We start from the raw sequence: 21834 nt of genomic DNA, 5'->3' as shown, positions 1-21834 counted from the left end.
GCAATTTTAGCCTGTCTCATACATTCACGGCGTCGGGGCGCCACATGACATTTTTAAGGAGTGTTTTCACAGGACGTCTGTCCTATCCCCCGAACAAAGTTGTTTGACCACTGGTTCAATACCTCAGGGAACGACCAGCTGGAACAGGCAATGACGGCGTTAATCGTACGCAGCAGCGACGGTAGACGATATTTCTGATGCACGGCATCAAGCCTTCCAACAGTGCGCCTTTTGCGCCTTGGGGGAGCGTTTTTTTCCGCGACAAAGGGGAATTCGATGATAAATCGTTTCAACGGGGCAACACTAAAGTTCGCCCAATCCATGGCCCGCCGGCCTGTTACGTGGTCTTCCGTAACGAAAACAGCCCGTGGTCTTGCAACCACCGCGCAACACACACTGACCGTTCTTGGTCTTTCCGCCGTCGCCGTCGCCGCCCTGCTGTATGTGCGGCCCGAGATGGCACACAAGGTCTCGCAGCTGATCGCACCCGACAGCAGCGTCCAGGCCGAGTCCGAGCCAGCCGCGCCGCAACTGGCAGAGCTGATGACTGGCGGCGCAGCATCGGCTGCCGTCGAAGCTGCACCGGTACCGCTGACCGCCGCTGAAAAGGCCCAGGCCGGCAACCTGAAGCAACAGCAATACGTCACCTCATGGCTGTCGAAGCGCTATCGCGTTGCAGGCGACGCTGCAAACATGCTGGTATCGACGGCCTACACGACCGCAAAAGACGTCAAAATCGACCCACTGCTCATCCTGGCCGTGATGGCCATCGAATCGGGTCTGAACCCGTTTGCGGAAAGCCCGGTCGGCGCCCAGGGCTTGATGCAGGTGATGTCGAAGGTACACCACGCCAAATTTCAGCAGATGGGTGGCGTCCAGGCTGCACTCAATCCGGTTGCCAACATCCGGGTGGGCGCGCTGATTCTGAAGGATTACGTCAACCGCGGCGGTTCTGTCGAAGCGGGTCTGAAAACTTATGTGGGCGCCGCTGCCTTTGACAACGACGCCGGCTATGGCTCACGCGTGCTGGCCGAGTACCGCAAGCTCAAGCAGGTAGCCACCGGCAAGAACGTGCCGACGTTCACTGCCCCGGCGGCGGTCGTCGTCAAAGCGGCACCCGCCGAGCCGAAGATCGAAGCGCCGGCTCCCCATGAGGGCATCGCCGGTCTGTAATGCTTCATATAAAGAGGGACGCATGCGTGCGTTCCTGCCGTGAAAACCGCCAGCGATGGCGGTTTTTTTTCGTCAAGGGCATCGCAGGCCGTCGGTGCTGGCGGCCTCCTCACCTTGCTGCAAGCACAGCAGCGCTTTCATCGTTAAGTACGGAAGTTGCCGAGGGAAATGCCGACGCTGGCCACCGCGGTTTCCTGCCGCTATCGCTATCGCCATTCGGTCGTGGATGGGCGAAAAAAAACCACCGTTTCCGGTGGCCTGATGACCTGGCAGGCGCCAATCCAGGCGCCGATGCGGGCAACTTAGCGGCGGCTATCGCTGGCCACTTCGTCGGCACGCAGCTGCGCTGCCAGTTTGTCGAGGACGCCGTTGACATATTTGTGGCCGTCGATACCACCGAACGACTTGGTCAGCTCGACTGCTTCGTTGATGACGACGCGGTAGGGAATGTCCAGGTTGTTTTTCAGCTCGTAGGCGCCAATGAGCAGCACCGCGTGTTCGATCGGCGAGAGCTCGTCGACGCGACGGTCGATGACCGGAGCGATCGCTTCGCGCAGCGACACCGAATCCTTGATGGCGCCATACAGCAGGGCGGCAAAATGATCGCCATCGGCTTTTTCAAAGCCGTGGGCGGCGCGGATATTGGTGACGACGGTGGTCGCATCCTCGTTATTGAGCAGCCATTGGTACAGCCCCTGCAAGGCGAATTCACGGGCCCGATGACGCGGCGTGCGATTCTTGCTGGGGTTGGCGTGCAGTATCTTGTCGGTCATGGTGTTGCCTGTCTGGGTTACGTTGCTAAGTTGCGTTACTACGTTGCGTTACTACGTTGCGTTACTACGTTGCGTTACTACGTTGCGTTACTGCGTTGCGTTACTGCGTTGCGTTACTGCGTTGCCTCACACATGTACGCTCGTAATTAATCTTCATCCGCTTGCAGTTCTTCCAGCGCCAGCAACAGATTGGCCATTTCGACCGCGCAACGCGCCGCTTCCATGCCCTTCTCCGCCATGCGCGCTTCGGCCTGCTCGTCGTTTTCCGTGGTCAGCACGGCATTGGCGATCGGCATGCCGAAATCGAGACCGACGCGGGTGATACCGGCGCCCGATTCATTCGACACCAGTTCAAAGTGGTACGTCTCGCCGCGAATGACGGCGCCAAGCGCCACCAGGGCGTCGAACTGCTGGGTTTCCGCCATCTTCTGCAGGGCCAGCGGAATTTCCAGCGCGCCCGGCACGGTGACGTGCAACACGTCCTCGTCCTGCACGCCCAGGTGCTTCAGTTCGGCCAGGCAGGACGACAGCAAACCGTGGCCAACGTCGGCGTTAAAACGCGCCTGGACGATGCCGATACGCAGGCCGTTGCCGGTCAAATTGCTTTCATAGGTTCCTACTGTCATCACTGGCCTCTTCTAAAAATGGTAATTGGAACGATGGTACGCCGCTTTATCGCGTGCTACGAGCTCAAACGTCCGGTGCAGCGCGGTAGCCGGTCACTTCAAGGTCGAAGCCCATCATCGACGGCATTTTGCGCGGATTGGCCAGCAGTTGCATCTTGCTCACGCCCAGATCCTTGAGAATCTGCGCACCGATGCCATAGTCGCGCAAGTCCATGCTGGCGGCGCGCCCTTGCGGCTTGGACGCTGGCGCATCGAAGGCGGCGATCTGGTCGAACAGCTGGTCGGCCGATTCGCCGCAGTTAAGCAGCACCAGCACGCCGTTGTCGGCTGCCTTGATGGCCTTCATCGACGACGCCACCGTCCACGAGTGCTTGGTGGCACCGCTTTCAAGCAGGTCGAGAACCGATACCGGCTGGTGCACGCGCACCAGCGCTTCTTTGCTCGACGACAGCGCGCCATGCACCAGCGCCAGGTGGGCCGAGCCGCTCGGCTTGTCGCGGAAGGCGAACAGGCGGAATTCGCCGAACACGGTCTGCAGGGTGCGCTCGGCGACGCGCTCGACCAGGCATTCGTTTTGCCCGCGATAGTGAATCAGGTCGACAATGGTGCCAATTTTTAAGTTGTGTTCTTTTGCAAACACCATCAGATCGGGCAGGCGCGCCATGGTGCCATCGCGGTTGATGATCTCGCAGATCACCGACGCTGGCGTCAGTCCGGCCATTTCAGCCAGGTCGCAACCGGCTTCGGTATGGCCGGCGCGCATCAGCACGCCACCCTTGACGGCGCGGACGGGGAAAATGTGACCTGGCTGGACGATATCGGCCGGCACGGCGGTCTTGCTGACGGCCGCCTGCACGGTACGCGCACGATCGGCCGGCGAAATGCCGGTGGTGACGCCTTCGGCCGCTTCGATCGAGACGGTAAAATTGGTGCCGAAGGAGGTGCCGTTACGGGCGGTCATCATGCCGATGTCGAGCTGCTCGCAGCGTTCGGCCGTCAAGGTCAGGCACACCAGGCCGCGTGCGTGCACGGCCATGAAATTGATCGCTTCAGCACTGACGAAATCGGCGGCAAGCACCAGGTCGCCTTCATTTTCGCGATCTTCCTCATCGACCAGGATAACCATGCGCCCTGCGCGCAGTTCGGCAACGATTTCCTGGGTACTGGCGATAGACATATGAATTTCCTCTTAGACGGACTGATATTGTGCAATCCGCTATTTTAAAGTATTTGCCGAAAGCTGACCGGCTTAACCTTGCCTTAAAGCTCGCACCAGCGCCGTTCGGCGCCCGATTTTCGCCAGCGAAGCTGCTAGACTGCCCCATCCCCACTTAGGCACAGCTCGCTTCAAATGCGCAAAACTTTTTCGACATACCGCGGCCGGCTCGCCCATACCCTGTGCGCTACCCTGTTGAGCACCCTGCTGCCGATGGCGCTGGCGGGCAGCGCCCACGCCGCCATCCGCCTGTCCGACCCGATTCCCGTGGGGCCGCAGGTGACCGTGGGCACACTGGCGAATGGCCTCACCTATTACATACAGAACAATGGCCGGCCGCAAAAGAAACTGGAACTGCGGCTGGTGATCAAGGCCGGCTCGATCCTGGAAGACGACGACCAGCGCGGCCTTGCCCACCTGCTCGAGCACATGGCCTTCAACGGCTCGACCCATTTTAAAAAGTGGGAATTGATCACCTACCTGCAATCGATTGGCGTCAAGTTCGGCGCCGACCTCAACGCCTACACCAGCTTCGACGAGACCGTCTACATGCTGCCGATTCCCACCGACCGGCCAGAAAACGTCGACAAGGGCTTTTTGGTGCTGGAAGACTGGGCGCACGGACTGACCCTGGCGGACGCCGACATCGACAAGGAGCGCGCCATCGTCCTTGAAGAGGCGCGCTCGGGCAAGGGTGCGGGCGAGCGCATGAACAAGCAACTGATGCCGAAAATGTACAACGGCTCGCGCTATGCCAGCCGCCTGCCGATCGGCGATGAACAGGTGCTCAAGACCTTCAAGCCGGCTGCCGTGCAGCGTTTTTACCGCGACTGGTACCGCCCTGACCTGATGGCGGTGGTGGTGGTGGGCGACATCGAACCGGCGCGCGCCGAGCAGCTGATCAAGGCGCATTTTTCGGGCCTGAGCAATCCGACGCCTGCGCGCACGCGCAGCTACGCGCCAATCGCCGCGCGCGCCGCCAGCGAGGCCCTGGTAATCACCGACAAGGAAGCGGCCGGTAATTCGGTCTTGATCCGCTACCCGGTACGGCCAGCGCCGGCGCATGCCACCTTTGCCGATTACCGCACCAAGCTGGTCGATTCGCTGTTCGCCGCCATGCTGGGCCAGCGCCTGCAAGACTTGACGCAGCAGGCCAACCCGCCCTTCATCGGCGCCGGCAGCGGCATCGCCGGCATGACACCGCGCTACCAGTCGTACAGCGCCGGCGCCAGCCTGGGCAAGGATGGCGCGGCGCCGGCGCTGGCGGCGCTGGTGCAGGAAAATGAGCGCGCGCGCCGGTTTGGCTTCAGCGCGGCGGAACTCGAACGCAGCAAGAAAGACATGCTGCGCGGTTACGAGCGGATCTATAACGAGCGTGACAAGAGCGATTCTTCGTCATTCGTCGCCGAGTACACCCGCAATTTCCTGGAAAATGAAGAAATTCCCGGCATCGTCAACGAGGTCCAGTACGCGCGCGAACTGGTGCCCGGCATCAGCCTCGACGAGGTCAACCGCTACGCCGCCACCACCATTCCGGTCGACAGCGCCAAGCTGGTGGTCTACCTCGGTGCCGACCAGCCAGGCACGCCGACACCGCAGCCGGCCGACCTGCTGGCCTGGAGCGCGGCCGCCGCCCGCACCAAGCTGGCGCCGCGGCAGGAAGCGACGCTGGCCACGCGCTTGATGGAGACGCCGCCGGTGGCCGGCAGCATCGTCGGCGAGACCGTCGACGCCGCCCTTGGCACCACCACCCTCACCTTGTCGAATGGCTTGCAAGTGATCCTCAAGCCGACCGATTTTGCCAACGACCAGGTGTTGTTGTCGGCTTCGCGCGCCGGTGGCTTGACCCAGTTCGACCAGCACGACATCACCGCGGTGCGCTACGCCAACGCCGCGGTGGCGAGCATGGGGGTGGCTGGCTTTTCGCCGAATGACCTGCAAAAGGTCCTCGCTGGCAAGGCCGCCAACGCCTGGGTCGACTACGGCCAGTACAGTGACAACATCGGCGCCAGCGCCGGCAGCGACGACATCGCCACCATGCTGCAGCTGCTGTACCTGCGCCTGACTGGCACGCGCCGCGATGCGTCGCTGTTCCAGTCGTTCGTCAACAAGGAAACCGAAGGCGCGCGCAACCTGATGGCGCAGCCGCAGGCAGTGTTCGGCGACGCCCTCACCAGCGCCCTGTACGGCGACAGCCCGTGGGTGGCGCGGGCGCCGCGGCCAGAGCAGTTCGGCAAGCTCGATCTCGAGCGCAGCATCGGCATCTATCGCCAGCGCTTTGGCAGCGCGCGCGGACTGACCTTCATCATGGTCGGCAGTTTCGATGTCGCTGCCGTCAAGCCGCTGCTGGCGACCTATCTGGCCAGCCTGCCGACGCCGCCGCTGCCGCTGGCGGTGGTCGATGTCGGCCTGCGCCCCGTCACCGGGGTGGTCAAGCAGGCGGTCTACAGCGGCGCCGAACCGAAGAGCGTGGTCTCGCTCACTTTTACGGGGCCGGCGCAGTATTCGAAAGAAGAAAACCTGCGCTTCCAGGCGCTGCTCGAAGTGATGAACATCCGCATCACCGATGTGCTGCGCGAGCAGCTGGCGCTCATTTACAGCGGCGGCGTCAGCGGCAGCATCAGCCGCATCCCGTACGAACACTATCAGATTGGCGCCAAGTTGCCGACCGGTCCCGACAAGGTCGACCAGGTGCTGGCAGCGACCTTCGCTGAAATCGCCCACCTGCAAACGCAGGGGCCGGCGCCGGCGGACCTGGAAAAAGTCAAGCAGAACTGGCTGCAGGTGCAGCGCCGCGCCATGCGCGAGAATGGCTACTGGCTGGGCCAGCTGCAGGCAGCGGTGACTTACAACACCGATCCCGCCGCCATTCTCAGCATCGAGCAGCGCATCGGCGCGGTCAGCGTCGATGACGTCAAGGCAGCGGCAGCGCGTTACTTCAATCTCGACAATTACGTGCAGCTGGTGCTGTACCCGGCGAAGACCAAATAAACCCGGCACTGTGTGCCAGCGCCCTGGCCGTGCACCGTATGGCGGCCGGCTTGCCGCCTGCGGTCAGCGCAGATAGCGCTCGAACCAGCCGATGGTGCGCTCGCGCTGATCGCGCTGGTGTTCCGGTTTGCGGATCGAATGGCCTTCACCATCGTAAATCACCAGCGCGGTGGGTACGCCCATCGCTTTTAAACCGTGCCAGAATTCGGTCGACTGCGCTGGTGGGCACTCGACATCGCGCTCGCCGACGTAAATCAGGGTCGGCGTGCTGGCCTGCTTGATCGACTCGATCGGCGACGCCGCCCGGTAGATGGCCGGGTCGTCGTAAGCGGAGGCGCCGAAGAACGGGATCATCCACTGGTCGATGCCGTTCTGGCCGTAGTAGCTGATCCAGTTGGCGATGCCGGCACCGGCGACGGCGGCCTTGAAACGGGTGCTGTGGGTGACGCCCCACATGGTCATGAAGCCGCCGTAGGAGTGCCCCATCAGGCCCAGGCGTGCGCCATCGACGGGCGCCACTTTGAGCACGGCGTCGACGCCGGCGAGGATGTCGCGCCAGTCGCCACCGCCGAAATCGCGTTTGTTGGCGCCGCTAAAAGCGCTGCCCTGGCCGAAGCTGCCGCGCGGGTTCGGCATGAAAATGAAATAGCCCTTGTTGGTCAGTTCGCGCACCAGCGCGCTGCCGCCTTCTCCCTGCGAGACGAAACGGGGGGTCGCTGCCGCTGCCGGTCCGCCATGGACGACGACGATCATCGGGTAGGTTTTGCCCGCCTCGATCTTCGACGGCGACAGCAGCCAGCCCTGCACGTTGAACTGTTCACTGGTCCAGCTGATCGAGCGCGCCGACACCTGCGCCTTGTGGCCATCATTGTCGCTGGTGATGGGCACCAGCTTGGGCAGGGGGCCGGCCAGGATGCGGGCGGCGTGGCTGAAGTCTTCGGTGACGGTGGCGGCAATGGCGCCGTTGTCGCTCAAGACAAAACGGCCGTCGCGCGAGCCGGACGCCGACACCGGCGCCGACCACAGGGTGCGCTGCGTGCGCGCCTGCGGATCGATGCTGACGATGGTCTGGTCGCTGCCGGCCAGCGCCGAGGCGACGATCCGGCCACCCCGCCACGACAGGCCATTGAACGACCCACGGTAGCCCGGCGTCACATTGACTGGCGCGCCACCGGCCACCGGCACGGTGTAGACGTCGCCGCCGACCGAGCCGAAGTCGCTCATCAAGCCACCGATGAAGGCCACCGTGCGGCCATCGTTCGACATGCGCGGCATGTTCATCTGCAGGGCCGGTGCGGCCAGCAGGCGCAGCGCGCCGCTGGCGGCGTCGACGTGGCCGAGCGTGGCCACCCACCAGTTGTTGTCGCCATTGCCCTTGGCGCTGGTGACGACAAAGCCCTTGCCGTCTGGTGTCCAGTCGTATTCGTAGATATAGGTGTCGGCCGGCGAGACCAGGCGGGCGGCGCCGCCGCTACGGGCGACGATGGCGATGCGCTGCTCGTCCTCGTCAGCGCCGATCTCGCCCACCTGGGCGGCGCCCGCTTCGGTGGCGCCCGCCATTTTTTTGGCGCCGACGGTGACCAGCAAGGCCAGCTGGCGACTGTCGGGCGACCAGCGCGCGGTGCTGGCCACGCCCTTGATGGTGGTGACGACGTCAATCTTGCCATCGGCGCCGGCCACGTAGAGGGTGGCAGTACCGGCCTTGCGGTCCGAACCGATAAACGACAGCGCGCTGCGGTCCGGCGCCCAGGCAGGGAAATCGTAGCTGCAGGTGCTGCATGGATCGTAGGTGGCGACGATCTTGCCGCTGGCGGCGTCGCGCACCTTGATGCTGGCGTGCGGACGGGCGCCGCCGTCAGCGCCGCTATCGACACCGCCGCTGACCGACTCGATGGCGGCGATGCGGTCGCCGGCGCCGGACATGGCCAGCGCGCGGTATTCGTGCATGGCGTCAGCGGCCTGTGCGCGCGGGGTTGCTGCGGCGGCGGCAATCAATAGGCCGGCAGCGAAAATGGTGGGTACTGTTTTCGTCAACATGGTGCTTCCTGATGGAGGGTGGAGCAGGCGGGATTTTCGCCATCAGGAGTCTACGCCAAAACTGGTTGCTTGTGCGGTCAGGGGTGGCGCGCCGGGGCCCCGAAAAAAGACAAAAAAAAACCTGCGGCGCGGGCCGCAGGTTTCGTCGTGTTTGGTATAGCGCCTTGGTCTTAGCGCGTGCGCGTGCCCACTACTTCGATCGTCACCCGGCGATTTTTTGCGCGGCCTTCCGGCTGCTCGTTGGACGCGAGCGCTTGCGACTCGCCCTTGCCTTCCGTGTAGAGCCGCGCAGGGTCGAGACCGCGCGTGACCAGGTAAGCCTTGACGGCATCGGCACGACGCAGCGACAGCCTGGCATTGTAGGCAGCGGTGCCGACCGAGTCGGTGTGGCCGACGGCGACCATCACTTCAGTGTTCATGCCCTGCAGCCTGACCAGCAAAGCATCGAGCGCGGCCGCGCCTTCCGGCTTGACGACGGCCTGGTCGAAATCGAACAAGGCCTCGGCAGCGAAGGACACCTTTTCCGACACTGGCTGCGGCTGTGGTGCCGGCGCCGGTGTGGCGACCACGGCGGCCGGCAAAGGCGCCGCCAGCGCCACCGGCGCCGGTGGCGGAATTGGGGCGGCAGGCCGGCCCATCTTGTAGACCAGCCCCAGCGAGATCATGTCGATGTCGCCGCGGTTGCCCACCGCGTCGGCAAGGCGAAAGCGCGACATTTCGCCGCGCAACGCCAGCGCTTCACTGAACTTGTATTCCAGGCCCAGTCCCAGTTTGGCGCCGAGCTTGTTCTCGCTCGGGTGCGGATTGGTCACCGCTGCCAGGCGGTTGCCGGTGAAGTGGGTGCTGGTATGCGCATACTGCGCGCCGGCCCGGCCAAGCACGGACCAGCGCTCGCTCAAGGGATACTGCGCTACCAGATCGACATTCGCGCCACGAAAACCGGCTTCGCCGCGCAAGCTGCCATTGCCGCTGGTGGTGGCAGCGAAACTGAAGGTGCCGAGATCGAACACACCTGCCTCGAGGGCGATATAGCGGTTGAGCTGCTTGCCGATAAACAGGGTGGCAGCACGATCGCGTTCATCGGTGGTCATGCTGCTCAGTGCAGCGCCGTTGGCAGTCAGGCTGCGGCCAATACGGGCGTCATCGATGGTGGCGCGCGACTGTCCCAGCGAGGCGCCGGCATACCAGGCGCTGTTGGCCCAGTCCGGGTTGATGAAGGTGGTGCTGTCCTGCGGCGCCGCAACGGCGCCGGTGACAAGCATGGCGCCGGCAATGATCAGCGCCGCGTGCAAGGGTCGATGGATTTTCATGAATGGTATTTTTCTCTGGTGAGCTTGATCTGGTGAACCTGGCCGGGCGCATTGTTTGGCAATGCACTCCATGTTTGGCAGATTGCGCCTCATTTGGCGATCTGGTTATTGCTCAGGGTGACGGCAGCAGCGGAGAGCAGACGGCCATTGAGCAAGGTCGTGTTGTCGCCTGCCGTGATGGCGGCCGACTTGGCCAGAATGCTGCCCTTGAAGGCGCTATTGGCACCGAGCGTGGTGGCGCCCACTGGCACCCAGCTGACGTTATCGGCGCTGGCGCCGGCGATCAGTGCGACTGCCGAATTGGCAGTGGTGTTGAGGGTCAGCGCGGTGCGAAAAATATACACACCGGCGCCGCTGAGCGTCACCGTACCGGTCACGCTGATACTGCCGGCGTAGCAGTAGACGCCAGGGGGCAGGACCAGGCCGCCGATGTCGATGTCACCGGCGAAGCTGACATCGCAGCTGCGGCCATTGGCGTCGCTGATTGCCACTTGCAGGTCGGCCAGGGCATTGTTCAGAATGGCGCCCGACTGGTAATTGGTAAATCCCGGGGCCAGGGTGGGCGCCGTGGTTTGCGACGGCGAACCGACGTCGCCGGCGATCAGTGTGGTACCACCGGACTTGCTGGTGAGCGCGCTGCCGGCAAGTACGGCGAAGTTGGCGGCGCTGCCCAGATTGACGGTGGCAAAGGTCGGCGTTGGCGCTGGCGTTGGCACCGGTGCCGCTGTCACCGTGAGCACGCCGCTGGCCGATTGTCCGCCGGCGCTCGCACCGATGTTGGCCACGCCGACAGCCTGACCGGTGGCGACACCGCTATTTGACACGGTAGCGATCGGATTGCTCGACGACGTCCAGGTGGCGGTGATGACTTCGGTGGCGCCATCCGAATAGGTCGCCACGGCGATGAACTGCTGGCTGGCGCCCACCGTCACGCTGGCGTTGGCAGGCCGCACCGCAATATTGGTGACGGTCGGTGCCGTCGTTGTCGCTTGTGCGAGCGCGCTTTTGCCGCCAAAACTGGCGCTCAGGGCCGACGAGCCGACGGCCACACCGGTGATCACGCCGCCAGCGCTGATGCTGACGGCGGCGGGGGTGGCCGAGGCGTAGGTCGCGGCCCTGGAGACATCGACGACGCTGCCATCGCTGTAACTTGCCACAGCGACCAGTTGACGACTCGCGGCCACGTGCAGGCTGTTACTGGCCGGCGTCAGGGTCAGCGACAACACGGTCGCTGGCAACACGGTCAGCGTGGCGCTGGCGCTCTTACCTTCGAAAGCGGCGCCGATCACCACCGCGCCGGCCTTGATCGCGCTGGCGACGCCAGTGCCATTGATGCTGGCCACGGCCGGACTGGCCGAGTTCCAGACCGACTTGGCGCTGACATCGACGGCCGAACCGTCGGTGTAGGTGGCCATCGCGCTGAACTGCTGGGTGGCACCGATGGCCACCGTCGCTGTCGCCGGCGTCACCACCACGCTCACCACAGTGGCAGCGTTCAGACCGAGGATGGGACTGCGCCCCTGGTCGCCGCCGCCACAAGCGGCCAGCAGCGACGCCGCCAGTAGACCTGCAGAGCAGATCAGCGTTTTTAAAAATCGTTTGGGATGCATGATTCGATACTTTCGTTGTACGTCACTGTATTTACGCATCACTCGCACAGGGTTATGCGATGGGGCGAAAACATTGCATCACTCCAACAGGAGTGCATGCCGGCGAACTATAGGCGCTGTGCGGCGGCGCTCCGGACGCTAGCGCACGCACGCACACATTTAGTACCTATTCGAAAGATTTAATTTCTAGCGGAATATTTCGTGCTACGCGAGGCCTGCCAGCGTGCACCCATCTGCCGTGCGGCAGCAAGAGCGGTGGAAGCTTGCGGCGCGTATGGCTGCGATCGACCAGCGTGACCGCCGACCAGCGTGCTGACGGAAGGCGGACTGGTCTTTAGCGACGCGCTTAGCTGGTGATCGTCAGCGACAGCATGCGCTCGACGTAGCGGGCAATCAGGTCGATTTCCAGGTTGACCTTGCTGCCAGCGTGCAGATGCTTGAGGGTGGTCACGCTGATGGTGTGGGGAATCAGGTTGATGGAAAAGCGGCACGCCTGGGCCAGGTCTTCGACCCGGTTGACCGTCAGCGAGACTCCGTTCACCACCACCGAGCCTTTAAAGGCGAGGAAGCGGGCCAGATCGGCCGGCGCGTCGATCACCAGTTCCCACGACTCGCCCACCGCTTCGAAGCGGTGCACGGTGCCCAGACCATCGACGTGACCGGAGACCAGGTGACCGCCCAGGCGCTCGGCCAGGGTCAGGGCCTTCTCCAGGTTGACTTCGCCCGGCTGGTCGAGGCCAGCGGTGCAATTGAGGCTCTCGCGCGAGACGTCGACGGCGAAGGCGGTGGCGGTTTTTTCCACCACCGTCATGCAGGCGCCGTTGATGGCGATCGAGTCGCCCAGGCCGACGTCGGCCAGCGGCAAGCCGCCGCTGTCGATTTCAAGACGCACGCCGGCGTCCACGCCAGCGGCAAGGGGAGTGACCGATTTGATATGGCCGACAGCAGCGACGATTCCTGTAAACATGAGACTATTTTCCTAATCAGCTAAAAGTCTTGCAAGGATACGCACATCGGCGCCGATCTGCTGAACCTGGTGGAAGGCCAGTTGCTGGCGCTGCGCCAGCCTGTCGTACGGTCCCAGCGAGAACATGCCCTGTGCCGTCCCCAGCAGGCAGGGCGCCAGATACACCAGCAGTTCATCGACGCAGCCTTCGCGGATCAGTGAGCCGTTGAGCTTGCTGCCGGCTTCCACGTGCACCTCGTTGATCTCGCGCCGTCCCAGCTCGCGCATCAGCGCCGGCAGATCGACCTTGCCGTCGGCATTGGGCAGCAGCCATACCTCATGGCCGGCAGCGCGCAGGGCGGCAACACGAGCGGCGTTGGGGCGGGCGGCGACCAGCCAGCACGGTTCGCCACCGAGGATGCGGGCGTCGGGTGCAATGTCGAGGCGGCTGTCGACCACCACGCGGCGCGGCTGACGCGCGCAGTCAACCCCGCGCACGCTCATTTGTGGATCGTCGCTATTGACGGTGCCGATGCCGGTGAGGATGACGCCAGCGCGCGCGCGCCAGGCATGGCCATCGGCGCGCGCTTCGGCGCCGGTGATCCACTGGCTGACGCCATTGTGCAGCGCGGTGCCACCATCGAGGCTAGCCGCCGTCTTCATGCGCACCCACGGCACGCCACGCCGCATGCGCGAAAAAAATCCGATATTGAGCTCGTAGGCTTGCTCGGCCAGCACGCCGACGCTGATGTCGATGCCATGGGCGGCGAGCTTGGCCATGCCCTGCCCGGCCACCAGCGGATTGGGGTCTTCAATGGCCGCCACCACCCGCCCCAGACCGGCGCGCACCAGCGCATCCGAACACGGCGGCGTGCGGCCGAAGTGGTTGCACGGCTCCAGCGTGACGTAGGCGGTGGCACCGCGCACGTCATGGCCGCGCGCGGCGGCATCGCGCAGCGCCCCGACCTCGGCATGGGCCTGGCCGGGCGGCTGGGTGTGGCCGGCGCCGAGGATGCAACCATCGCGCACGATCACGCAGCCCACGCGCGGATTGGGCGCCGTGTCGTTGGCGGCTTTGGCGGCCCATTTCAGGGCCAGCGTCATGCCGTCGATATCGTTTTCAATTTGCACTGTCGTTCACTTCACTGTGTCGCTATGTCGCTATGTCGCTATGTCGCTATGTCGCTATGTCGCTATGTCGCTGTGTTGCTATGTCGCCATGGCGCTATGGCGCTATGTCCCCATGTCGCCATGTCGCCATGTCCCTACAGGACCATGGCGTGGCAGGGTCGGTCGAGGCCATCGGCGTTCTCAAGGATCAGCACCCGCACAGGCGGCCCCGTCACGATGGGGATCGCACAGGCGCGCCCGGCCCTGCATATTGATCTTGATGCGGCGCCGCTGTTCCCCTTGTGCCAGCGTCATGGTGCCGAAGCGGGCTGTCAGGCTGCTCAGATGGCTACAGCCGCGTCCCATACTATTATAAGCAAGATAGGGGGGGCCCTGTTGGGTACCAAAATTCATTGTGAAGCTGATCGTTGCGGCGGCCACGCTGCTGTTCACCAGCGCCGGATGACGCATGATGATATCGTCGCCAGCGTCGGGGCGGCGGTCGCCATTGCGGTCGACAAAGACGGTCCAGCCATCGGCCCAGTCAAGCGTGGCAGCGGTGGGTGCCAGCATGACGCGCTGACCCAGCGCCAGCGCCTGGCTGCGGGTCAGCTCGACAGCGCCCATAAAGTCGGTGGCTGCCAGCCGCAGCTGGTACGAGCGCAGCATGCCGCCAAGGGCAGGCAGCGCCAGCGATAGCAGGATGGCGGCAATGGCCAGCACCACCAGTAATTCGACCAGCGTCAGACCGGCTGCGCGGCGCCGGCAATGCGCAAGCGCTGCGGAGCGGGCAGATGCGAGCGGCGAGCACATGTTCATGGCCAGCATGCGCGCTCGGCGCCCTGCGCACGCCGCTCGCCCGTGCTGCTCAACGTCAGGACGCCGCAGCCGGGATCGCGAAAGGCGCTGTCGACGCGCGCCGTTCCGGGAATGGCGAATACTTCGACGCAACGGGCCAAATCGGACCCCGCACACGGCTGCGTGCGCAGTTCATAGGCGCTGAGCGCAGCGCTGGCGCCCGACCACCATTTGAAGTCGGCGTCACCATCCTTGCCACCCTGACCGGCACTGGGCGCGTCGGCACTGAACGCCGCATAACGCCAGCTGCGGCTATATACATTTTCTTGCTGCTGCATGGCTTCAAACAGGGCGACCTTGCCTTCGAGCCGGCGCGTGCGCAGCACGTAGGTGGCATACGACGGATACGCGATGGCCGACAGAATGGCAACGATCGCCAGCGTGACCAACAGTTCGATCAGGGTAAATCCGTCATGAGGACGTTGGCGGCGTGGCATCGCTGGTTTCCCTATCGGGCATGGGTGGCGCTGGCGTTCAGTTCGCGCCAGTTGACGATTTCGCGCCAGCTCAGGCGCCCGGCCGGCCGGCTGACGGTGAGACGTTCGAGCAGCACGGGTGCGCCGCCTGGCGGCAAGTGCAGCAGGCTGATGCTGCGCACGGCGCGCACTGCCCCTGTCGGCGTGGGCGCGCTGGTGGCCGCCGCCGCGCTGCGCGCCAGCAGCAGTGGCAAGCTGCCATCCAGGCTGACGCTGCGGCGGCCGGTGACGGCAGCAGCGCCAGTGCCGGTGCTGCTGCCATTGCGCCCACTGACGGCGCTGTCGCGACGCTCGGGTGGCAAGCCGCTCAAGCTGTCAAGCGTATATTGACGCTGGAGCGGCGCGCAGTGGTCACTGGCGGGCGCGGAACTAGTGATCACCACGGCGCCAGCAACCAGCGCCGGCGCCGCCGCATTGCGCTCGCCTTCTTGCAAAGCGCGCGGAAAATCGAAATACCAGCCGTGTTTGACGCCGCTGCCGCTGCCGCTGTAATCGAACTGGGCGCCGGCCACGCTGAAGCTGGCGCCACCGTCCTGCTCGTGCAGCCGGCGTTCGGCCAGCGCCGCACGGCCGCCGACCGGCAACAAAGGACGGCTGTCGCTGTCGCGCACCGCATAAAACGACTGCTGGACAAAGCTGTCATGGTCGAGGTCGTCCGCTTCGATCGCACGGCCGCTACCGAACAGCACCAGGTAACCGCCGCCCGGTGCAAACACCACGCGCGCCCCTTCGCTGATTGCCTGCGCCGTCCCATCAGCGGCGCGCGCGTGAAACAGCGCTGTCGCCTGGCCGCTGCCATCGGTCAGCTTGTCGAGATCGAAACGCCATAGCGTGCCCTGCAGATCGCCGGCGTAGGCGCTGTGGGCGCTGCCGTCGAGATTGAAGGTGAGCACCGGTGCGGCCAGCAAATTGGGCGCATGCGGGGCGCGGGCCGCAGCGCGCAAACGATAATAGTTGTCGCCGTGGCGCCAGCGCGCCGCCACCGGCTTGTCGAGCGCCAGCAGAAACAGGACGCCGTCGGCACCACCATCGGCGGCATTGATACCATTGCCGACCAGGGCAAAATAGCGCTCGCGTCCCGCCGGCAGGTGCAGCTTGACGATCTGTGGCGGCGCGTGAATGAAGCCGATGGCGGCGTCATCGCGTTCGCCAAATTCCCACAACACCGCTGGCGCCGTGGCAGGATCGGTGATGTCGAGCGCGAACAGGCCGCGCGCGCTCATGCCCATACCAGAGGCCAGCACCGAGCGCCACTGACCATCGAGCCTGGCCTCGCCTTGCGCTGGCGCAGCATCGACGCCGGGCCGGGGGCCGTCTGCACCGTCAGCACCGGTGAGCTGGGGCAGCGAGGCCAGCAAGGCAGCCGGCACGTAAGCGAAGCGCTCGGCGCCGTCGTTCCAGTCGAACGCATGCAGCATGCCGTCGTTGGCGCCCACATAGACAAGCTGTTGGCGCGCGCGGTAGCGCTGGTAAAAGGCGGTGTAGCTGTCAGCGTCAGCGCTCGCCGCCAGCGTGCTGGCGGCCGGGGCACCCACCAGCAAAGGACGCGACCGTACGATGTCGCCGAGCACGCTGGTGCGGCGACGAAAGGGCGCGCCCTCGCGCCCGCGCTCGCCCCGTACGAATGCCAGCCGCGCCGGACCGAGACCGTCGCCGGTGGGATCGAGGGCGGCGCGCTCGCTGTCGTCGAGGGCGTCCCAGTCGAAGGCGATGGTGACGCCGCTGGCCGAACTGGTAAACAGGCGGCGCTGTGCCGCCGCCGTTGCATCGAGCAGCGCGCCCGCCTCCCAGCGCGGCGCGCCCAGGGCAGGAACGTCGTCGCTGCCCTGCCAGTCGCGCCGCAATAAACGGCCGCTGCCGCTGGCGCTGTCGTAGGCCGCCTCGATCAGGTAGCCGGCATTGCCGTCGACGTTAGCATCGATGCCAGCAGCGCTGCCAATCACCGGCTGCACGCTTTGCCACCTGCCCGCGCATGCCTGACGCGCTGGCGGCACTGGCGGTACCGACAGCGTGGCTGCCGACGCCGGCGGCGGCACTGCGGGCAACAGCAACGTAGTGGCCAGCAGCAGTGCTGCAAGTGGTGCACCAAAGAGTGCAGCAAAGAGCGCCGCAAATTGCGCGCGGCGTAGCGTACTAAGTAGCGCAGCAAATGAGGCAGCAAATAGTGCAGCAAACGAGGCAGCAAACGAGGCAGCAAATGAGGCGTCAACCAGCTCGGCATACGACAGCAGCGCGCTGCGAAACCGTGCCAGCGGCGGCGCGCTGGCGCCAGTGACGGCCTTCATGGCGCCCCCGCTACAGTGCTGTTGGAGCGATACACCGACTGCAGCACCACCTGCGTGCCGGCGCGCGCGCCGACGGCAAACGCGGTCACGCGAAACAGGCGCTGCTGGACACCAGCGTCTTCCCCGGCGACCACGGCCGGCAACCGTTCGATCACATAACGCGGCGGCGCCAGCGGCAAGGGCCCGCCCGCTGGCGATGCGGGAAAGGCGACGCCTGTATAACTGCCGTAGGGGACGCTGGCAGCCGCCTCGACCGTTTTCCAGGCTGGCGTCGTGCCGGGAATCCAGGCGCACAAGCCCAGATTGTGGGCCTCGCGGCCGCAACCGGCAACAAAACCGCTGCTGCCGTCCTGGCGAAACATCGCGGCGCGCAAGGAAGCCCGGTTGGCGCCGCCCTCGATATCGCGCTCGGCATCGACCAGCGCCGCTTCGGCCACCTGCAACGCCAGCTGGCGATCGCGCGCGGCGCGTGCACTGAGCTCGCCGTCGAAGGCGATGCGGGCAATACCAACGGCCAGCAGGCTCACCGCCAGCAGCACGAACAGGGCCGCCAGCAGGGCGACCCCGCTGGCGCCACGCGGCCGCGGCGAACGAGGGCGAGCGAACATGCTGGCGCGGCCGCACATCATGGCGCCACCGACGCCGCATTACGCAGCGCAAACGTGGCCGTCCACAGGCGCCGCTGGCGCCGGTGCAGCGACGAGGGCAGCGCTGCTTCGTCAATGCGCACTCCCGTATCGGCGGCGCCGAAGCGGGCGCTATAGGAGGCGCCAAACAGGTCGAACACCCGGTTCGCCGGCGCTGCCGCCGCCGCGCCATGCAGCAGCAACGCAATGCGCACTGCTACCACCTGCTTCCAGTGAGTGCGGCGCTGCAGGTCGCGCAGACGGGCGGCGGCGTCGCCACCGGCCAGCGCCAGCGCGGCATCGCGCGCGTCGATGACGCTGGCGTTGACGAATTCGTTGGGCACGCCATCGGGTGGCAGGTCACTGTCGATGCCGTACAGCACCTGGAAGGCATCGACACCGTCGACGATGGCGTCCGCCCCCCAGCCACTGGCGCCGCGGTACTTGCAGCGCAACTCGCCATCGCCGGCGCCATTGCGGCCTATATAAAAAATGCTCCAGCCATCGGCACCGGCGTCGACGCCAAAGCCGGCGCAATTGACGGCGCCACCGCCTCGGGCGCCGTCAAACCGCACGGCGAGAATGTCGCTGCCATTGACGGCATCAGGCAGCGCACCATCGGTGCCGCTGCTTGCGCGCGGCAAGGTGAGCGCATCGCGGCCGGTCAGCGCAGGCGGCAGGCAGCAGGTGTCGGCGGCGACAGCCGGGCCAGCTGGTCCGCCATCGCCTTCCCATTCGATGTAGCCAGCCTGGCCGATGGCGCTGTTGATGCTGTCGAGGGCAAAGCGGCCAGCAGCGTCGATGGCGGCGCCGTCGGCCTCGGCGGTCCAGGCGGCGTTGGCCGACAGCAGCAGCAAGTCACCGAGCAGCAGCAGGGCGGCGCTGACGGCCATGGCGATGACCAGCTCGGCCAGCCCGATGCCGCGCTGGCGACGATGGCGCAGAAGATACGCCATCACGGCGCGCTCCCGTCGGCGGCCAGCACCAGCGGCAGCGCCACCCATACAGGGGCACCACCGGCGACCTCGCCAGCGGCCGCCTGGCGCTGGCGCCAGCCGATCTTGACCACCAGCGGTGCCCCACTGGCGCCATTGCATTCCCAGCGCAGCGCGGCAGCGGCGCTGTCCCACCAGGCGCTGTCGCGGCAAATTTTGATGCGTCCCAGGGAGAAGCGCTCGAACAGCGCCTGGCGCAGCGCCGCCAGATCGGCAGCGGCCAGCGCGGCGCCATCGCACAGCAGCACGCTGCAGTCGTCAGCGACAGCGGGCGGGCCGTCGGCCAGCGCGTCGTAGTCGAGTTGCAGATACGGGTTGGCGGCATCAGTTGCCGTGCTGGCCAGGCGGTTGGCGCGCATGCTCTCGCCAGCCCGGCTCGCCAGTTGCACGGCAGCTGACAACAAGACCGATTGCTGGCCGGCGCGGCGCGCCTGCAGCGCCATGGCGCCAGCGCCCAGCGCACCGACGGCAAGCAGCAGCAAGGCCACCAGCACCTCGATCAAGGTAAATCCTGCAAGCCGCTGCCACTGCGTTTTCATCGCCCCTCCCCGTTCGACACGCTTCCACGTTAGCGGTGACAGCGCGTGCGCCAGTGAGCTGGCTCAATCGTGTCAGCTTGCGTGTGGTGTGGCTGGTAGCGATGATGAAGGGGTGCAGCGCACGCAGCGTGCGCATGCTCGATGCCGGCCGTGCTGGAAGAACCGGCAGCGCAGCGAGCGCCGACGACAGTGCTATGGCAGTGCTACGACAGTAATACCACTGACTCGAGGAAAGTAGGGGACAGGCGCGCCAGTCCCCCTGCTGCAAGCGCAAGGGAGCGTCGGCACCGCAGGGGCCTGTCCCGTAGGTGCCTAAGTGAACAGCATGAGCTGAGGCAGCGCTATTTGCGCGGCTTGGCCGGCTGCCCTACTTCGGCGATCGCATCCTGGAATTCGGCGAGGTCTTCGAAATTCTTGTAGACCGAGGCAAAGCGGATGTAGGCGATCTTGTCGAGGCGTTTGAGTTCGAGCATCACCAGTTCGCCCACATAGCCGCTATCGACTTCGCGACGGCCACTGGTGAGCAGGGTTTCTTCGATGCGGGTGACGGCGGTGTCGATCGCTTCGGCGGCCACTGGCCGCTTGCGCAGCGCCAGCATCAGGCTGCCGCGCAGCTTGGTGGAGACGAATTCGGTACGGCTGCCATTTTTTTTGACGATGATCGGCATCGACAGCTCGATCCGTTCATACGTCGTAAAGCGCTTGTCGCACTGGCCGCAACGACGCCGCCGGCGCACGCTGTCGCCCTCCTCGGACACGCGGGTGTCGAGGACCTGGGTTTCGTCGTGCTGGCAGAACGGACATTTCATGCGGATCCGGGTCTTTGAAGCTTGAAAATACACTGCATCGAGAACAGCAGCGGCAAGGAAGACAGCGGCGTCGAGCGCCACCTGCAGCACAGGCTAGCGCCAAACTAGCAGGAACGCAAGCTGGCAGGAACGCAAGCTGGCGGCCGGCGTTCCTGCCCCGTCTCCGATTAGCCGGCCGCCTTGCCGTTGACGCTGGCGTACACCGGATACTTGTCGGTCAGCTTCTTCACTTCAGCCTTGACGCGCTCGATGGTCGCGTCATCGTTGGGGTTGTCGAGCACATCGGCGATCAGGTTGCCCACCATGGTCGCATCGGCCTCCTTGAAACCGCGCGTGGTGAAGGCGGGGCTGCCCAGGCGGATGCCGGAGGTGACGAACGGTTTTTGCGGATCGTTGGGGATGCCGTTCTTGTTGGTCGTCATGTGCGCGCGACCCAGAATGGCTTCGGCTTCCTTGCCGGTAAGGTTTTTCGAGCGCAGGTCGACCAGCATGACGTGCGACTCGGTGCGTCCGGAAACGATACGCAGACCGCGTGCGATCAGGGCCTTGGCCAGCGCATCGGCGTTTTTCAGCACCTGGGTCTGGTATTCGACGAAGGCGGGCTCGAGGGCTTCCTTGAAGGCCACTGCCTTGCCGGCGATGACGTGCATCAGCGGGCCGCCCTGGATGCCGGGGAAAATCGCCGAATTGATGGCCTTCTCGTGCTCGGCCTTCATCAGGATGATGCCGCCGCGTGGTCCACGCAGCGATTTATGGGTGGTCGAGGTGACGAAGTCGGCATGCGGCACCGGATTCGGATACAGACCGGCGGCGATCAGGCCGGCATAGTGGGCCATGTCGACCAGGAAGTAGGCACCGATTTCCTTGGCGATGCGGGCGAAGCGTTCGAAATCGATGCGCAGCGAAAACGCCGAAGCGCCGGCGATGATCAGCTTGGGCTTGTGTTCGCGCGCCAGCCGTTCCATGGCCTCGTAATCAATGTCTTCTTCGGCAGTCAGGCCGTAGGAGACGACGTTGAACCATTTACCCGACATATTCAGTGCCATGCCGTGGGTCAGGTGGCCGCCTTCGGCCAGCGACATGCCCATGATGGTGTCGCCCGGCTTGAGAACGGCGAAAAACACGCCCTGGTTCGCTTGCGAGCCGGAATTGGGCTGCACGTTGGCCGCCTCGGCGCCGAACAGTTGCTTGACGCGGTCGATCGCCAGTTGCTCGGCGATGTCGACAAACTCGCAGCCGCCGTAGTAGCGCTTGCCTGGATAACCTTCCGCGTACTTGTTGGTCAACTGCGAACCCTGCGCTTCCATCACGGCCGGCGAGGTGTAGTTTTCAGAGGCGATCAACTCGATGTGATCCTGCTGGCGCTGGTTTTCTTTTTCAATTGCGGCCCACAAATCCGGGTCAACCTTGGCGAGCGTGTGATCTTTTGCAAACATGAAAAACTCCAATCGGGT

General features: G+C 64.9%; 18 protein-coding genes. 2 read left to right on the top strand and 16 right to left on the bottom strand.

Features of this window, described 5'->3' with window-relative positions; translation table 11 throughout:
- The first annotated feature begins 321 nt into the window (after positions 1-321).
- Positions 322-1173: a transglycosylase SLT domain-containing protein gene (locus ACP7BZ_RS06665; protein ID WP_426111682.1), complete on the top strand. Its 852-nt coding sequence runs from the start codon at positions 322-324 to the stop codon at positions 1171-1173.
- 302 nt (positions 1174-1475) lie between these two features.
- Here the strand turns inward: ACP7BZ_RS06665 and nusB are convergent, their stop codons facing one another.
- From nusB to ribBA, 3 genes are all read right to left on the bottom strand, one after another.
- Positions 1476-1946, bottom strand: coding sequence for a transcription antitermination factor NusB (nusB, locus tag ACP7BZ_RS06660; protein ID WP_426111295.1), 471 nt, complete (start codon positions 1944-1946; stop codon positions 1476-1478).
- A 146-nt stretch (positions 1947-2092) separates the two neighbouring features.
- The gene (gene ribH / locus ACP7BZ_RS06655) at positions 2093-2572 is read right to left on the bottom strand and encodes a 6,7-dimethyl-8-ribityllumazine synthase (RefSeq protein ID WP_426111293.1); all 480 of its coding nucleotides are present in this window, start codon (positions 2570-2572) and stop codon (positions 2093-2095) included.
- A gap of 64 nt (positions 2573-2636) precedes the next feature.
- Positions 2637-3749, bottom strand: coding sequence for a bifunctional 3,4-dihydroxy-2-butanone-4-phosphate synthase/GTP cyclohydrolase II (gene ribBA, locus ACP7BZ_RS06650; RefSeq protein ID WP_426111291.1), 1113 nt, complete (start codon positions 3747-3749; stop codon positions 2637-2639).
- A gap of 174 nt (positions 3750-3923) precedes the next feature.
- On the opposite strand from ribBA, the gene ACP7BZ_RS06645 reads away from it, so the two are divergent.
- Positions 3924-6779, top strand: a complete 2856-nt coding sequence (locus tag ACP7BZ_RS06645) for a M16 family metallopeptidase (protein ID WP_426111289.1) — start codon at positions 3924-3926, stop codon at positions 6777-6779.
- 63 nt (positions 6780-6842) lie between these two features.
- On the opposite strand, the gene ACP7BZ_RS06640 is transcribed toward ACP7BZ_RS06645, so the two are convergent.
- From ACP7BZ_RS06640 to glyA, 13 genes are all read right to left on the bottom strand, one after another.
- Positions 6843-8816 carry a prolyl oligopeptidase family serine peptidase gene (locus ACP7BZ_RS06640; protein WP_426111287.1) on the bottom strand — a complete coding sequence of 658 codons (1974 nt, stop codon included), beginning with the start codon at positions 8814-8816 and terminating at the stop codon, positions 6843-6845.
- A 170-nt stretch (positions 8817-8986) separates the two neighbouring features.
- Positions 8987-10126, bottom strand: coding sequence for an OmpA family protein (locus ACP7BZ_RS06635; RefSeq protein WP_426111285.1), 1140 nt, complete (start codon positions 10124-10126; stop codon positions 8987-8989).
- 89 nt (positions 10127-10215) lie between these two features.
- On the bottom strand, positions 10216-11736 hold the full coding sequence (locus ACP7BZ_RS06630; RefSeq protein ID WP_426111283.1) for an ice-binding family protein: 1521 nt from the start codon (positions 11734-11736) through the stop codon (positions 10216-10218).
- Between the two features lie 346 nt (positions 11737-12082).
- Positions 12083-12703, bottom strand: coding sequence for a riboflavin synthase (locus ACP7BZ_RS06625; protein ID WP_426111281.1), 621 nt, complete (start codon positions 12701-12703; stop codon positions 12083-12085).
- 12 nt (positions 12704-12715) lie between these two features.
- Positions 12716-13813: a bifunctional diaminohydroxyphosphoribosylaminopyrimidine deaminase/5-amino-6-(5-phosphoribosylamino)uracil reductase RibD gene (gene ribD / locus ACP7BZ_RS06620; RefSeq protein WP_426111279.1), complete on the bottom strand. Its 1098-nt coding sequence runs from the start codon at positions 13811-13813 to the stop codon at positions 12716-12718.
- 180 nt (positions 13814-13993) lie between these two features.
- A complete protein-coding gene (locus tag ACP7BZ_RS06615) occupies positions 13994-14611 on the bottom strand; it encodes a GspH/FimT family pseudopilin (RefSeq protein ID WP_426111277.1) in 618 nt (205 codons plus the stop codon).
- Positions 14608-15087 (bottom strand): type IV pilin protein, encoded by a 480-nt coding sequence (locus ACP7BZ_RS06610; RefSeq protein WP_426111275.1) that lies wholly within the window; start codon positions 15085-15087, stop codon positions 14608-14610. The genes ACP7BZ_RS06615 and ACP7BZ_RS06610 overlap by 4 nt, the downstream gene beginning before the upstream one ends.
- A gap of 11 nt (positions 15088-15098) precedes the next feature.
- Complete coding sequence (locus tag ACP7BZ_RS06605) at positions 15099-17411, bottom strand: pilus assembly protein (RefSeq protein ID WP_426111273.1); 2313 nt, start codon at positions 17409-17411, stop codon at positions 15099-15101.
- A complete protein-coding gene (locus tag ACP7BZ_RS06600) occupies positions 17408-18019 on the bottom strand; it encodes a pilus assembly PilX family protein (protein ID WP_426111271.1) in 612 nt (203 codons plus the stop codon). Before ACP7BZ_RS06600 ends, ACP7BZ_RS06605 begins: the two co-directional genes overlap by 4 nt.
- Before the next feature lie 17 nt (positions 18020-18036).
- Positions 18037-18993 (bottom strand): PilW family protein, encoded by a 957-nt coding sequence (locus tag ACP7BZ_RS06595; RefSeq protein ID WP_426111680.1) that lies wholly within the window; start codon positions 18991-18993, stop codon positions 18037-18039.
- Positions 18993-19571, bottom strand: coding sequence for a type IV pilus modification protein PilV (gene pilV / locus ACP7BZ_RS06590; RefSeq protein WP_426111269.1), 579 nt, complete (start codon positions 19569-19571; stop codon positions 18993-18995). Before pilV ends, ACP7BZ_RS06595 begins: the two co-directional genes overlap by 1 nt.
- 341 nt (positions 19572-19912) lie before the next feature.
- Positions 19913-20380 (bottom strand): transcriptional regulator NrdR, encoded by a 468-nt coding sequence (gene nrdR, locus ACP7BZ_RS06585; RefSeq protein WP_426111267.1) that lies wholly within the window; start codon positions 20378-20380, stop codon positions 19913-19915.
- A gap of 167 nt (positions 20381-20547) precedes the next feature.
- A complete protein-coding gene (glyA, locus tag ACP7BZ_RS06580) occupies positions 20548-21816 on the bottom strand; it encodes a serine hydroxymethyltransferase (protein WP_426111265.1) in 1269 nt (422 codons plus the stop codon).
- Between the last annotated feature and the right edge of the window lie 18 nt (positions 21817-21834).

This window comes from Massilia sp. PWRC2, assembly GCF_049896725.1.
GTDB lineage: Bacteria > Pseudomonadota > Gammaproteobacteria > Burkholderiales > Burkholderiaceae_D > JAFCUW01.
Note: the sequence above shows the minus strand (reverse complement) of the source record. Positions and strands in the feature narration are given on the sequence as shown.